Origin of the sequence: Pedobacter sp. BAL39 (assembly GCF_000170795.1) — a bacterium.
Classification (GTDB): Bacteria; Bacteroidota; Bacteroidia; order Sphingobacteriales; family Sphingobacteriaceae; genus Pedobacter.
The window spans coordinates 68,763-82,551 of the sequence record NZ_ABCM01000018.1 but is presented as its reverse complement, the minus strand read 5'-3'; the positions used below and the strand labels follow the sequence as shown (position 1 = coordinate 82,551).

Below are 13,789 nucleotides of genomic sequence, written 5' to 3'. Positions count from 1 at the left end.
CTCTCAGGAGTAAATGCTGTTGTTACGAATTTATACGTCTGTGTCTTTTTACCGCAATTGTTATTGCTGTAAAAAGTTCAGCATGCGTTCCTTGTCTTTATCTTTGATGTTTTTCAGTCCTTTAATCGCTTCAGGAACTTTAAGATATTGCTCATTGAACTGATTGATCAACTGATAGAACTCGCCTGTTTTATATTCCAAGGCCCTGTTTGTTTCCTCCGCGCGTCCGAAGGCCTCAGGGATGTAGATGCCATTGTCAAGTCCTTTCAGGTCAAGCGCGACCTGCGAGAGTCTCTTGAACTTACCTGATAAACCATTCAGCACGTCCACCTGCTGCTTACTGCTGTAAAGCACCTCTACTTTCTGCGGCTTACGACAATCGCTTTCCGGCAATGTTACGTTCAAGCAAAGCTCACGTCCGGAATAGTTCCAGCCAGGTAGATTCGCCTGCTCGTTGAAAGCAACAGGCTGCCCGTTCACTTTAACCTCCACAGGCATTTCAGAGCCATACATTTTCAGTTGATATTTTCTTTTTAAAGGCATTCCTTTATAAGTTCCCTTTGCGGCTGCAATCGTTATGGTCGACTGTCTTCCTTTCAGAACATTGCTTACTGTCGTGATGGCATTCTGATCGTTGTAAGTCTGGTCATTTCCATTGTCTTCATACAGATTGAAACTGCCGTTTGCACCAGGAAATATAGAAAAGACCATAGATTCGGGATTATTGTCCAGATGCTGCACAGCATCATCATACATAGGAATCACTGCACCTGCTTTGAAGTAAATCGGATAATCATTGAGCGCAAATGAACGTTCCAGGGTTTGTCCTCCTTTAAGTAAAGTACCTGTATGCCATTCATACCAGTCATTGCCTGCAGGAAGCCAGACTTTGACCTTAGACAGCCCATCTACGGATGGGGCGCCGATCGGAGCAACCAGCATCTTATCGCCAAACATGTATTCCCTGTCGAAACTATAAGCTTCTTCAGCATCCGGGTAGTCGTAATACATTGGACGGCAAAGACCTACGGAGGTATCATAGGTTTTTCTAGACATGGTGTAGATGTAGGGAACGAGCTCGTATCTCAAACGGATGGCTTCATATTGAGCCTGAGCATAGGTATTTTCAAAGTTCCAGATTTCCTTTTTGATGAATCCGTTTTTAGTAGAGTGGGTACGTAAAATCGGACTCAACGTGCCATACTGTAACCAGCGGGTGTACAACTCAGGATCTGTGGTCTGTTCTCCCGGGATCAATTGATGTCCGCCGATGTCATGACTCCAGTAGGAATACAAAACATTCGATGCGGCGTTGGTAAAATAAGGCTGGTATTCAAGTGATTTCCAGCTGATAAATGAGTCGCCTGAAAAGCCAATCTGGTAACGGTGGTTTCCAAGGCCTCCCCAGCGATGGTAAAGCATCGGGCGTGTCTGTCGGTTGCGTGCCATGTCTGTATAAAAAACATGATTCAACCACCACGTATTGCTAAGGTTGGTAATTTTCGGGTCGTTAGGCCACTGCTGCCAGTCCAGCCACCAAAAATCAATTCCTTTTTTCTCCATTGGACGTAAGACTTCCTCAAACAGCGCAGTCATGTATTTTTTGTCTGAAGCCACAAATGGAACGGCCTTCCTTTCGGTTGTATCGAACTTCATGCGGCTGGCAAACTTCCCATACATGTCTTCGTGTGCGCCTACTCCGTCTGCAGGGTGAAGATTTAAGGTGGTTTTCAGGTGTGTTTTGTTTGTCCAGCGCAGGAATCCTTCAGGATCAGGGAAAAGGTTTTTGTTCCAGGACCAGCCTGTCCATCCTTCTCTATGCCAGTCCATATCCACGACAAGTACATCCACCGGAATGTTTAAGCGTTTGAAATTGCCATAAAGCGCGCGGAGTTCATTGTCGGAATAACTCCAATAACGCGACCACCAATAGCCGAAAGCATAACGTGGCAGCATCGGCACTTTACCTGCAATTTTTGAATAGTCAGCTAATGCCGTTTTATACTGCTTGCCATAGGCCATGAAATACCAGTCCAGGCCTTTGTTATTTGTCGGATATACCCACGGCCATTCGCTGTTGTCCAAACGAAGGTTGCCTGAATCATCCAGGAAAAACCACCCGTCTCTGGCCAGAATGCCATCTTCCAGTTCAAGTTTCTTATGCGTGTGATAATTGGTATCCCCATCAATGTTGTCAAGCGTTCGTGTGGTTCCTTTAAGGTTCTGCTTTTGCGTTTTTCCAGGCACCCACTGCACGGCGTCATCTTTCAAATAACGGATCTTCAGGTTCTTTTCATTAAACTGCCCGGAGTTCAGCTGATACGCCAGCTCGATCTCATCGGTTTTGATGTACAACCATCCTTTCTCTTTGCGACTGGTATAAGCGGGCACAGATAACTTCCTGTTCACCACAACAAATGAAGCATGATCGTCAAATTGTCTGGTACGCTCCCACTCCATTCGAATTAGCCTGGAGGTCAGCACAGTAAACCTTGCCTCGTCGGCCGCAACTACAGCCTTTACATCAGCCTGCAATACTCCTGCACTCTGTGCATGAATAAGTTGTAAATTAAAAATGAATATAAGCAGGCAGATTATAAAACCTTGCCTCATCGGTTTGATCCGATCACAGAGCGGTGTAACTAATGGCATTTGCATTTGGTTAGAGTTTAACATTTTTTCCTTTTGTGTGTAATGATTGTAAGATGCTAAACTAGCTAGTGACCGCCGGGCCAGAAATGGCGCTGATCACTTTCTTCATTTGGCGGTTGTAAAATCCAGCTTTTTTCTGGAACTCAACGCATGATGAATCGTGGTGATTACAAATAGAATAGCTGCGACAAGTGAAAGAACCGTCACCATCATTTCTGAAAACCAATCTCATATATTTTTCTCCCGATGTGTTATAAACCTGCCATTTCGAAGTCCTATATAAAAATGGCACAATGAAAAACACCATCCTCATCGCTGTTCTCCTAATCATCTCAAACATTGCTTTCGGACAATTACCTGCTGATGGTATAAAAGCAATCATCAAACAAGAGGTAGCCAGTAAAAGAAGCAAAAGCATCATCGTTGGGATTATAGGCCCCAATGGGCGACAAATATTTGCGGAAGGACAAATAAGCGACAATGACTCCAGACTTCCGGATGAAAACACCATGTATGAAATTGGCTCAATTACCAAGGTATTCACATCCTTATCACTGGCAGATATGAGTTTAAAACGGCAACTGAACCTAAATGATCCAATCTCAAGATTTCTTCCGTCAAGTGTAAAAACACCGGTAAGAAATGAAAAAGAAATTTCATTGATCAGCCTGTCCACACATCGGTCGGGAATGCCTCGTTTCCCTTTTAATGTAGACCCTAAAGACTTAAACCAACCTTATCGCGACTACACCACAGAGAAACTATATCAATATGTCTCAACTTTTGAACCGCCATACGATATTGACTCAAAGTGGCGCTATTCAAACATCGCATATGGTTTACTGGGCAACATATTAATGATCATTTCGAAGAAAGATTTTGAAACTTTAATTGAAGAGGAAATCTGCAAACCACTCCATATGAATAATACCGTGGTAAGATTAACGGCAGCACAAAAATCAAACCTGGCCGTAGGACATGCAGAAACAGGAACTCCTGTAGGCTTAACCGATCTGGGCGCTATCGGACCTGGAGGATCGTTGCGGTCCAATGTAAATGATCTTCTTACTTTTGCCGCAGCCAACCTTGGATTAACCAATTCGAGATTGCAGCCAGCTATGGAGCTCAGCCATGTGAGGCAGGCAAAAAAAGATGGCAATGACACCTTCACCACCATGGGCTGGACACTTACAGGTGATGGAAACTTGCTTTTTAAAGATGGCGGAATGCCCGGATATTGCACCTTTCTGGGAATAGACAAGAAAAATAAAATCGGTGTAGTCGTCTTGTCAAATTCCAACAATCCTGTAACAGACATCGGCCGGCATATTCTTGATTCAACGTATCAAATGGAACCATACAAATACAGATGGACATTACTGGATACCCTTAGGGCGACATATAGAAAAACCAGCATTGATTCCACAATGAAACTTTATCAAAAGCTTAAACTATCAAAAAATCACTCACTCGTCTTTAACGAATACCAACTCAATTATCTGGGTGAAGAATTGAGAAGAGCCAAAAAGACAAAAGATGCCATAAAGGTCTTCGACTTGAATGTAAAGGAATATCCAAATGCTACCCTTGCATATGAGAGCTTAGGAGAATCGCTTCGCCGTAATCATCAAAAAGAGAAAGCAATTTCATGTTTTGAAAAAGCATCCGAACTAGAGCCTGATAACCTGCACTGGACTTATATCCTTAGCAGACTTAGACCTGACCAACGGCCTACTTCAATCAATGAATTTTTAAGGAATGAAAATTGACAGCAAAAATGTAAATCTTTGAAAGACTCAAAAAATCAAACACATGTTAAAATACTACATAGTCGCGCTGATGCTCCTCACATGTTTAAATTCATGCGCTCAAAGACCAGCAGACGATAAAATTGTTGGATATTATATGTCAAAAAAAACGGGTAATATGGTATTCACGAATAGCAAATCAGAAGACATTGTTGAATATCCTTTTACAAACATTACCCTTAATCCTGATGGGAAGAAATTTGGTGCATACGTTGTTGGCACCGATACGAAAAATGGCCTGATGAATGATCGAGGAATAATGGTCATAGATACTATTTTTGATTACTTGGGTATGGTGGATAGAAACCTGCTTTGGGCTGAAAAAAAAGACAAATTCGGATTCGTAGACTTCTCTGGAAAAATAGTAGTTCCGATAATATATGACCATTTGGATAACACCTCCTCCAATGGCTTATTTACGGCAGGTAAAAATGGCAAATTCGGATTCATTAACCTGAAAAATGAAGTAGTTATTCCTTTTCAGTTTCAGGAGGCATCGTCCTTTATTGATGGGCTAGCAGCTGTAACGTTAAACGGAAAACATACCTATATCGACTCTTTAGGAAATGAAGTCGTCAAAAGCACAGGCCATTAAATTTGAGCGCAAATCCTATGCAGTAAACTGATCTTTTGAAAAAATTATATGACCTCAGGAAACTTTTCCCGTAACCGTCTGATTGTCTCCCCCATCATGCTTTTAAGTACTTCAACATTGATGTCAGTTAGTTTCTTGACATAAATACAGCCCTTACCCATTTTAAATTTACCCAATTCCGATAACAGCGCCTCATTCTCGGGGGTTCCCATATAAACATAGAGTGAGATCGCGGCTTTACGAGGCGAAAACCCCACTAACGGCCAGTCTCCTTCCTGCCGGCTCCTGTCAGACTTATAATGATAACTGCCAAAACCAATGATGCTCGGCCCCCACATTTTAGGTTTCTGCCCAGTGTACTCCTGCATGATTTTAACCAGTTCAAAACTGTCCTTTTTCTTTTGCGCTGTATCAGCAAAAAAGTTGATAAAATCTTCAACGTTTGCACTTGTGGCAGTGGTTTTAATGGCAGACATAACTGAGGATTAAAAATATAGATCGATAGGTATAACTAAAATAACAAAAAATCCCCAGATCTCAATAGTACCTACGGACCAATGCGCTCATATACCGATCCGGGCGAATCGTAAACGTCCATACTTAAGGTAAATGTACTACCCTCGATGGTTAACGAATTAGATACGCTCGGTTCACTGTCAAAAAAAATTCCACTAGTTTCTTCCCCGGTCAGTTGGCTAATGAAATTTCTCAGGGTATAATTCCCCTTTACAATAACCTTTCCTGCATCCTGTTTCTCATATTGAGAGGATGTGAATTTTAAAATCCGTCCATTTCCCGGCGGATAATTCGTTCTAAGTGCTGTCAGACCATTGATGTCTGCCCTCAGCTCCCAGGTTCCAACGAGAGGATGGGTTGTCGTCCGATCCTTTTTACATGAGCATAACAGCACAGTAAGAAAAATGATTAGCGTAAATTTAAGCGTATTCATATAGTTTAGTTGACTGGTTTCCGGTTCCCTTTGCGCACACACATCTCCGCACTAATTTCCGAAACGTTTAAAATTTTAAAAACGCTACAGCAGCACGAAACTACCGAAAATACTTGATCCCGTATCTGATCATTACATACACCGGATAACTTAGAAAAACCCAGGACAACAAATGCCAGATTCCCAGCCCCATAATCGCCAGTAGCAAGCCAATAATGGTGATAACCGACAACAAAATGGGCATGCCCCATAACTTCATAAATGACTTATTTTTCTGCTGCATCTTCTCCCATAGTTGATAAGGTAAGCGATTCTGATGTCTCCATCATTCTTTTCAGCTGGGCCGATTTCGACTTGCGCCTCGCAATCCACAGGTAAATCCCCGAAATCAGCACGATGATCGTTGCCAGGTCAAAGATTGCCCAGAGCACCTTCATCGGCATCCCCCCGTAATCGCCGAAATGAAATGGCTGTGAGATAAAAATGGTCTTCAGGTACCAGGGAAGATCCCTCATATCCGTCAGCTCCCCGGTCTTCGCATCGATTAATGCGGGCTTGATGATCCTGGACGTAAGTGGCGTGTTGCCAATCAGGTATACTGCATAGTGGTACTTGCTGGAATAAACGGTCCCCGGGTAGGCCACAAAGGAGACTTCCATCTCCGGTGCCGCCGCTTTCGCGCGCTTCAGCGCAGCATCAAGAGAACTCAAGGTTCCCGTCACCCTGGGCTGGTCCTTATAGCCGGCAACCATCTCCGCCAGCTGACTTGCCTTCCATCGCTCCAACGCAGGATCGACCAAAGTGTTGATCACCCCGGTGAGCCCCACCACAGAGGCCCAGGCAAGGGTAACAATGCCCAGCAGGTTGTGCAGGTCGAGCCATTTTAACCTCGATGATTTCTCCGTTCTGATCATACCAAAATCAAAACGTTTCATAATCGGCCCATATAAAACTACACCGGAAACAATGGCGACAAAAAATAGAAAGCCCATAAAACCTAAAAAGAGTTTACCAGGCAGGCCCGCCAGCATTTCCACATGCAGATAGTACATCACCAACATGAAATCCATCTCATTAGGCGGTGTGTCCATTACTTTTCCGGAATACTCATTCATGGTCAGGTAATGGTCGGCCTCAATCGGCGCCTCCGCAGAATCGGCCACCACTACAAACATCTGCCCCGGATGCTCCTTCACATCCCAGGAGACATATTTGACCGCTTTCACGGGCAGCGTACTTATACCGGCCTCCAGTACCACATCTTTTGACAGCGGCTTACTCCCCGATGCCGCTGCCGGCATCTCCAGCTCCTTGCCCAACAGATGGTCTATTTCTTCGTAAAAGATCAGCGGCAGACCAGTCAGACATAACATCAGCAAAAATACCGTGCAGATCAGACTGGTCCATTTATGAACCTCAAACCATTTCTTTATTGTCTTCGCCTTCATACGCGCTTCATACCAACTTGATTGATCAAGTTAACGTTTTCCCCTAAAACTTATACGTAAAACTTGCTGCAAAATTTCTGGGCTTCTGCGGATTGACAGACCAGTACCCAATGTAGTATTCCTTATCGGTCAGGTTGTTCATATTTAAAGTGAACCTGTATTTGCTGGAGTTGTAAAACAAACTTGCATTGATCAGGGTGTAACTTGGCAGATAGAAATTACCAGTAGCACTGTTGTCAATCACCTTATACCGGCCTGCATAATTACCACCCAGGCCCAGTCCGAAGTCCTTCAGTTTACCATAACCAAATTTATAGGTTGCCCACAAGTTGGCCAGGTTCTGAGGCCCCTGCCCTCCCGGACTTCTGCCCACTTCGTTGTAGAAATCGTTAGGCGTAGCGGTATTCCCTTCCAGGACCTGAATCTTCGAATGGCTGACACCGGCAATCAGACTTAAACCTGGCAGTGGGTTCGCACTTAAGTCAAAGTCAAAGCCCTTGCTCCCCGTTTTACCACCCTGAATGGCCGACGTAGGTGTATAATACACCCGGTTAGCCACCCTGATGTCATACACAGCGAACGTCGCAAACAACTTGTCAGAGAACAAACTGGTCTTTAACCCGGCTTCCCATTGATTGGCTTGCTCCGGCTTAAACGACCTTACCCCCTGACTGACATTATTGGCATCAAAGACCTCTTGCGGAGCCACATTGAAAAACGCATTCATATAATTGACAAAAATAGATACCCTGTCCAGAACAGGTTGAAAAACTACACCCAGCTTCGGCGAGAAGGTCAGCTGATCATAATCGTCTTCGGTAGCAGTGATGTCACCTTTTGAATCAAAATAGTCCATTCTCAGACTCGCCATAACACTAAGGGAAGGTGTAAAATTCAATACGTCGGAAGCATAGGCACTATACGCACTATTTTTGATATTGGTGCGGCTCCCGCCTCCGGCAGCAGCCAGGGCATTGTCTACTACGGCCTGACTTAAAAATACCGGGGCAATTTCATTGCCGTCCTTATCTGTAGTCAGCTCGCTTTCCTGCGGAGTAATCTGCCTTACCGTTGCCCATCCTGAGCCATTGTCGATCACATTACGACTAAAGTAATCCAGCCCTATAAGCACCCTGTTCCTCAGGCTGCCGATCTTGAAATCACCGTTAAAATTCTGCTGTATATCCGTGGTATTTGTCGTTTGCTGCTCTTTATGAAACAACTGGTCAAAATAATTATCTCTGTTGATCCCGCCCATATTGGTGTACGCATCGTCATAGATGTAACTGTAATAGCCATTAGAACGAATATTCCCCCTCGAAATCACCGTCTGCGAAGTCCATTGATCGGATAGCCTGTACAACATCTGCCCCTGCAGGTTGTATCTTGGATTCTTGATCACCAGGTCGTTACTGGTAAATGATAAATTCCCGTTCAGGTTCAGCTCATTCAGGTTATTGAAAATAAGCGTAGTATCCCTGTTGGAATTGAAAAATATCGGAGGTACCGCCCTTTCTTCCTGCAGGATTTCCGTCAACACCTGAAAAGAAAGTTTGTCGTTCACCTCATATGCCAGGGTCGGTGCGAAATAAAAGGACTTTTTAAAACCAGCATCCTGAAAACTATTCTCTGTATGATAAGCGGTATTGACACGCAAAGCAATCTTTTCCGTTTTACTCAAGGGCATATTGATATCCGCGGTTACCCTGTTTAATCCAAAGCTTCCCAGGTTGTAAGCCACTTCTCCACCAAAATCATAATAGGGCTTTTTGGTGATGGTATTGATGACGCCTCCATATCCATAGAAACTCGCGCCGAACAAAGTGCCGGATGGCCCCTTGATTACTTGAATTTCCTCCACCCCTGCAGGATCAAGGTTTCCACTGGTCAGCCCAGGCAAACCATTGATCAGACTGGCCTGCGCCTCAAAACCACGAAGTGCAAAATAAGATCCACCATCTCCACCACGTCCGGTAGATTCCCAGGTCCTTGTTAACCCGGGAACATTCCGCATTGCATCATCGAAATTTGCGATGCCCTGCTGCTTCAGGATCTCCGAAGGAACAGAGCTGTATAACTGTGGATTCTCAAGATTCTTTAACGGCATCTTAGCAACAGTCGCGGTTACCTTATTGGAATGTCCTGATGAAATGATCACCTCTTTCAACTGATCTGCGTCTTCTTTCAATATAAAATCAACAGATACGGTCTCACCCGACTTCACCTCTACCTCCTGTTCCTGTCTTGACAGCCCGATGTACGTAGCCACCAGTTTATATTTACCCGGCTTTATTCCTTTTAGTGAATAATTCCCTGTTCTGTCGGTAACTGCCGTCTTACCTGCTCCCCTGGCTGTTACCGTCACGAGTTCCGCCGGCACCCCATCAGAGGTCTTCACAGATCCGCCAATATTTCCTGTCTGCGCAAAGGAAAAGCTTGCAGAAAACAAGAGTAAAATAATAGAATTAGTAATGCTTTTAATCATAATTTATAGGTGTTGGTTGAGACAAACCTACTATTTAAAACGAGTCTAAACAAATTATTTAGTATTATTCCAAATAAGTGCTTTTACAGAGAAAAAAAAGCCAATTATAATCATCAAATCCACCCACTAGACAATGACAACCAGATAGTTAAATAAGATAAACATTAAGACACTATGTTATTTTAATCACCCTACCTTAACCTCTAGTCCAAGGAAAAGGAACTACCAAAATACACTAGTCCTGCTTTATCATGGTAATATCGGTTACGATCCCTTCTTGATCATTTCTTTTTCATTCGCCAACTATGGTGAGATAGTTCTTTCAGAAAGTTATCTAATGATAATATTATATTAACAAGAATAGTCGACATTTGTCTTATTTGATAATCACTACCTACCTAATGAAAAACTATGATTAAAAATCTATTGTTAATCGGAACAATTGCAATCACGTTCGCAGGCTGCAAAAAGAAAACACCTGTAGAGGTGATCGTCCCTGAGGTCCCTCCTGTAGTTTACACGATCACCGAAGGATTCGAAAATTCTACAAAAACGGCATATGCAACGGGCACCATCAGCTCTCCTATAGGCCCATGGACCTTAAATGACGCTTTGGTAGGCAGCCTGGCAGGCGACCTGAAAGAGGGCACCAAAAGCATTCGACTTAGAAACGGCAGCGTCACCATGAATTATGACCTGCAAGGCATGAAAATGTTATATATCAAACATGGTAAATATGGAACCGACGCCAACTCTACCTGGCAATTGCTCGTGTCTGTGGATACGGGAAAAACATTTACCCAGGTAGGTGCAGACATCCAGGAAAACAATACTTCGCTCAAACTGGACTCTTTTCAATTTGATGGCAACAAGCCAGTACGCTTCCAGATCAGAAAAACAGGTACCACCAGGATCAACATCGACGACGTCACCTTCAAAGGTACCGGTGACCCAGGCATTGGATCAGACAGCACCATCACTGAACCTGAGCCTGGCAATGGTGGCGGTACGCCTCCACCTGCGACTACTCCTCGCGGCGTTACGGCAGGCCCGGATGCACAGCCTGCTTCAGGTGACAACAGCAATGCGCTCTTCGGCAACCCTTCCAGCGCAACGACGCTGACACCGGATAACTTCCTGATCGACAAACATTACTACATAGAATCCTACAGCAGCACACGCGGCACGCCAAACTGGGTCAGCTGGCACCTTGAGCCTGCCGACTTTAATGGCGCCTCTGACCGCCTGGATAATTTCGCCGGTTTCACAGGCCTTCCTACCGGTGCCTTCCAGGTGCAAAGCAACAGCTACTCGGGATCTGGATTCGACAGGGGACATAACGTGCCTTCTGCAGACCGTACCAGTTCCACAAACGCCAACAGCGCCACCTTCCTCATGACCAACATGATTCCCCAGGCGCCCCAGAACAACCAGCAAACCTGGAACAACATGGAACAATACCTGCGTACACAGGCAGTGGCAGGTAATGAGGTATACATCATCATGGGCAGCTATGGCAGCGGAGGATCGGGAAGCAATGGTTTTGCCAGCACCATTGCCAATGGAAAAGTGACCGTCCCTTCCAATGTCTGGAAAGTCGCTGTCATCATCCCATCTGGAAATGGCGACATCAGCAGGGTGTCTGCAACAACAAGGGTCATCGCGGTTAATACCCCCAACATCAACACCATCGACACCGACTGGAAAAAATACAGGGTCTCTGTAAGGGACATTGAAGCGGCAACCGGCTACGACCTGCTTTCATCTCTCCCAAAGAACATTCAGGATGCGATAGAAACTGTAGTAGACAACCTAAACTAACATTCCTCCCGGAGCATTATTCATGCTCCGGGTTCATTCAAACCTTCTCTCATATCATTTGCCAAATGGCAAATAACCACTTATCCGGTAATATTTTTTCTGATCCTGCTGAGTGACGACTGCGTGATCCCCAGGTAAGAGGCCAGATAAGATAAAGGGATCCTGTTGGCCAACCCTGGAAACTTCTCAAAAAATCCCAGGTACCTTTCCGTTGCATCCTGGGCCATCATCGGACTCAGCTTATTCACCTTGTCTGCAAGGCCCTTGGTGATGATCTTACTGATGATCTCGTCCCATCCAATAATCGTCATGGACAATTCCTGCATACTTTCCCTGGAAATGGCAATATACCGGCAGTCAGTCACCGCCTGCGCATACTCTGATGTCGGAACCTGCTGAAGGTAACTGTTAACATCGGCCATAAACTGATTTTCATCAATAAAGTACTTCGTGATTTCATCCCCCTTATTGTTGAAATAACAAATCCTCAGAATGCCTTCTGTCAGAAAGATCACTTCCCTGGGGATCTTTCCCGCTTCCATATAGTAACCGTCTTTTTTGGTTTCTTTGAAAACACATTTACTGGTGATCAGTTCAACCTGACGTGGATTGAGCTGACCGAATTGTAAAAGATATGCAATTAACGCTTCCATCATGCCAAGATAAACATTAGTTACTATGCTGGAATTTGTCATTTGGCAAAAAGTGCAGAATTAAGGTTTAAGATGCTTTAACATTTCTTTGGAACGCTGGTAAGATATCGGCCATGAATCCGCAGGACTTGCAGCAGCCTTTTCATAATAATTTCCTGCTGTAGACCGATCGCCGCGTACCAGCTTTGTATATCCATTGATCTCGTATATAAAATTCCGGTACTGCTGATCCAGCTTGTCCTGATCAAGTAAAAAAGCAAAGATCCGGTCTGCTGCTTCCAGCCGTCTGTCCTGAAAAGGAACGATGTTAAATCCATCAGGCTGATTAAACCAGTATGACCACATCGCTCCTCCGGAAGCACGATTGCAGGCATCCTTTACCAGTTGCAAACCGACCTCGAGCAAAACCAGATTTAGGGTACTGTCTGTTCCAGGTTTCATTGCCATCTCCAAATGACGATCCAGCGTTAAATCCAGCCCTTTTAACCTGATTTCATCAAGCACCACTTCTTTTCTGAACATTGCTTTATCTTGCTGCGTAAATAATTCGTAAGCAAAGCTTGTTGGGAAATAATCACTGATTCGCTCCAGCCGATAACCTTTCTGCAGCTCTTTTTTCAAATCAATTACGTAAACCTGCTGAAAATTATGAAAATGATAAACGTAAATGAGGCCGCGCTTCAGATCATAGATGTTGGAATATATTGTAGCCAGTTTCCCTTCCTGATGGGTCCTGTCCAGGATATCTTTGAAAAAATCAACAGACAACGACTTTGCGTCCGCAAGGGCAGCGTCTGAAAGGTCGTACCTGCGGCAGCTGTAATTGTGGTCTTTCAGGTTTTTGATATCAAAGTTGGTATTGACCTGATAACTGCCTTTCTTAACAACGGTTGTCCCTAGATTGATCACGACAGAATTTCCGGTTGCATCCGCAATCAGTACTTGCGCACTATTGCTGTAGGATTGTTCTTTTAAAAAAGCAAGTGCCTCATCTACCGTTTTACACTTCCCAAGGATGTCAAAAAAAAGATCTCCTTTATAGGGATGTTTAATCTCATATTTCGCAGGATCGATATTTTGAGCGGTGAAGTCAAAGAATAAGCCAAACTCATTCATCCCTGCCTGTGCCTGCAGATCCGGCAAACCAAAACAGACGGATCCGTAACGTTCCGGTGTCTGAGGATTAAACCACATGCGCGCAAAACCAATATAGTCATCCTCGTTCGCAGCGGCAAATACCTCTCCACGCAATGAACAAGACATAACGGTACAGGCCTTTGCCTGATGTGGTACACTCAAAGCCATGCTTAGCCCGAGAAAAATATAAGTAACAATCCATTTCATCATGTTGTCAATTTTGATCAGCGACATTATTCTG

The 13,789-nt window shown here is 44.3% G+C and carries 10 protein-coding genes; 3 read left to right on the top strand and 7 right to left on the bottom strand.

The features are described 5' to 3' along the window. Positions 1 to 60: 60 nt before the first annotated feature. Positions 61 to 2,652 (bottom strand): TIM-barrel domain-containing protein, encoded by a 2,592-nt coding sequence (locus PBAL39_RS19485; RefSeq protein WP_198139857.1) that lies wholly within the window; start codon positions 2,650 to 2,652, stop codon positions 61 to 63. 293 nt (positions 2,653 to 2,945) lie between these two features. On the opposite strand from PBAL39_RS19485, the gene PBAL39_RS19475 reads away from it, so the two are divergent. Beyond that, a complete protein-coding gene (locus tag PBAL39_RS19475) occupies positions 2,946 to 4,421 on the top strand; it encodes a serine hydrolase (protein WP_008244760.1) in 1,476 nt (491 codons plus the stop codon). A gap of 43 nt (positions 4,422 to 4,464) precedes the next feature. Then, on the top strand, positions 4,465 to 5,055 hold the full coding sequence (locus PBAL39_RS19470) for a WG repeat-containing protein (protein ID WP_083801781.1): 591 nt from the start codon (positions 4,465 to 4,467) through the stop codon (positions 5,053 to 5,055). Positions 5,056 to 5,099: 44 nt separating this feature from the next. On the opposite strand, the gene PBAL39_RS19465 is transcribed toward PBAL39_RS19470, so the two are convergent. The 4 genes from PBAL39_RS19465 to PBAL39_RS19445 all read right to left on the bottom strand — a co-directional run bounded on the left by PBAL39_RS19465 (position 5,100) and on the right by PBAL39_RS19445 (position 9,937). Further along, positions 5,100 to 5,531: a DUF1801 domain-containing protein gene (locus tag PBAL39_RS19465; RefSeq protein WP_008244754.1), complete on the bottom strand. Its 432-nt coding sequence runs from the start codon at positions 5,529 to 5,531 to the stop codon at positions 5,100 to 5,102. 71 nt (positions 5,532 to 5,602) lie between these two features. Continuing rightward, positions 5,603 to 6,004, bottom strand: a complete 402-nt coding sequence (locus PBAL39_RS19460; protein ID WP_008244742.1) for a hypothetical protein — start codon at positions 6,002 to 6,004, stop codon at positions 5,603 to 5,605. Between the two features lie 266 nt (positions 6,005 to 6,270). Then, positions 6,271 to 7,452 (bottom strand): PepSY domain-containing protein, encoded by a 1,182-nt coding sequence (locus tag PBAL39_RS19450; RefSeq protein ID WP_008244739.1) that lies wholly within the window; start codon positions 7,450 to 7,452, stop codon positions 6,271 to 6,273. A gap of 43 nt (positions 7,453 to 7,495) precedes the next feature. Further along, positions 7,496 to 9,937: a TonB-dependent receptor gene (locus PBAL39_RS19445; RefSeq protein WP_008244737.1), complete on the bottom strand. Its 2,442-nt coding sequence runs from the start codon at positions 9,935 to 9,937 to the stop codon at positions 7,496 to 7,498. 411 nt (positions 9,938 to 10,348) lie between these two features. Between PBAL39_RS19445 and PBAL39_RS19440 the strand changes: the two genes are divergently transcribed. After that, positions 10,349 to 11,758: a DNA/RNA non-specific endonuclease gene (locus PBAL39_RS19440; RefSeq protein ID WP_008244735.1), complete on the top strand. Its 1,410-nt coding sequence runs from the start codon at positions 10,349 to 10,351 to the stop codon at positions 11,756 to 11,758. Between the two features lie 80 nt (positions 11,759 to 11,838). On the opposite strand, the gene PBAL39_RS19435 is transcribed toward PBAL39_RS19440, so the two are convergent. Both PBAL39_RS19435 and PBAL39_RS19430 read right to left on the bottom strand, forming a co-directional pair. Beyond that, positions 11,839 to 12,411: a Crp/Fnr family transcriptional regulator gene (locus PBAL39_RS19435; RefSeq protein ID WP_039867186.1), complete on the bottom strand. Its 573-nt coding sequence runs from the start codon at positions 12,409 to 12,411 to the stop codon at positions 11,839 to 11,841. Positions 12,412 to 12,471: 60 nt separating this feature from the next. Beyond that, a complete protein-coding gene (locus tag PBAL39_RS19430) occupies positions 12,472 to 13,758 on the bottom strand; it encodes a carcinine hydrolase/isopenicillin-N N-acyltransferase family protein (RefSeq protein ID WP_157274116.1) in 1,287 nt (428 codons plus the stop codon). Positions 13,759 to 13,789: the final 31 nt, after the last annotated feature.

Excerpts from the sequence above, each read along its gene's own strand:
- PBAL39_RS19485 (WP_198139857.1), bottom strand. The coding sequence starts at position 2,652 with ATGCCATTAGTTACACCGCTCTGTGATCGGATCAAACCGATGAGGCAA.
- PBAL39_RS19475 (WP_008244760.1), top strand. The coding sequence starts at position 2,946 with ATGAAAAACACCATCCTCATCGCTGTTCTCCTAATCATCTCAAACATT.
- PBAL39_RS19470 (WP_083801781.1), top strand. The coding sequence starts at position 4,465 with ATGTTAAAATACTACATAGTCGCGCTGATGCTCCTCACATGTTTAAAT.
- PBAL39_RS19465 (WP_008244754.1), bottom strand. The coding sequence starts at position 5,531 with ATGTCTGCCATTAAAACCACTGCCACAAGTGCAAACGTTGAAGATTTT.
- PBAL39_RS19460 (WP_008244742.1), bottom strand. The coding sequence starts at position 6,004 with ATGAATACGCTTAAATTTACGCTAATCATTTTTCTTACTGTGCTGTTA.
- PBAL39_RS19450 (WP_008244739.1), bottom strand. The coding sequence starts at position 7,452 with ATGAAGGCGAAGACAATAAAGAAATGGTTTGAGGTTCATAAATGGACC.
- PBAL39_RS19445 (WP_008244737.1), bottom strand. The coding sequence starts at position 9,937 with ATGATTAAAAGCATTACTAATTCTATTATTTTACTCTTGTTTTCTGCA.
- PBAL39_RS19440 (WP_008244735.1), top strand. The coding sequence starts at position 10,349 with ATGATTAAAAATCTATTGTTAATCGGAACAATTGCAATCACGTTCGCA.
- PBAL39_RS19435 (WP_039867186.1), bottom strand. The coding sequence starts at position 12,411 with ATGGAAGCGTTAATTGCATATCTTTTACAATTCGGTCAGCTCAATCCA.
- PBAL39_RS19430 (WP_157274116.1), bottom strand. The coding sequence starts at position 13,758 with ATGATGAAATGGATTGTTACTTATATTTTTCTCGGGCTAAGCATGGCT.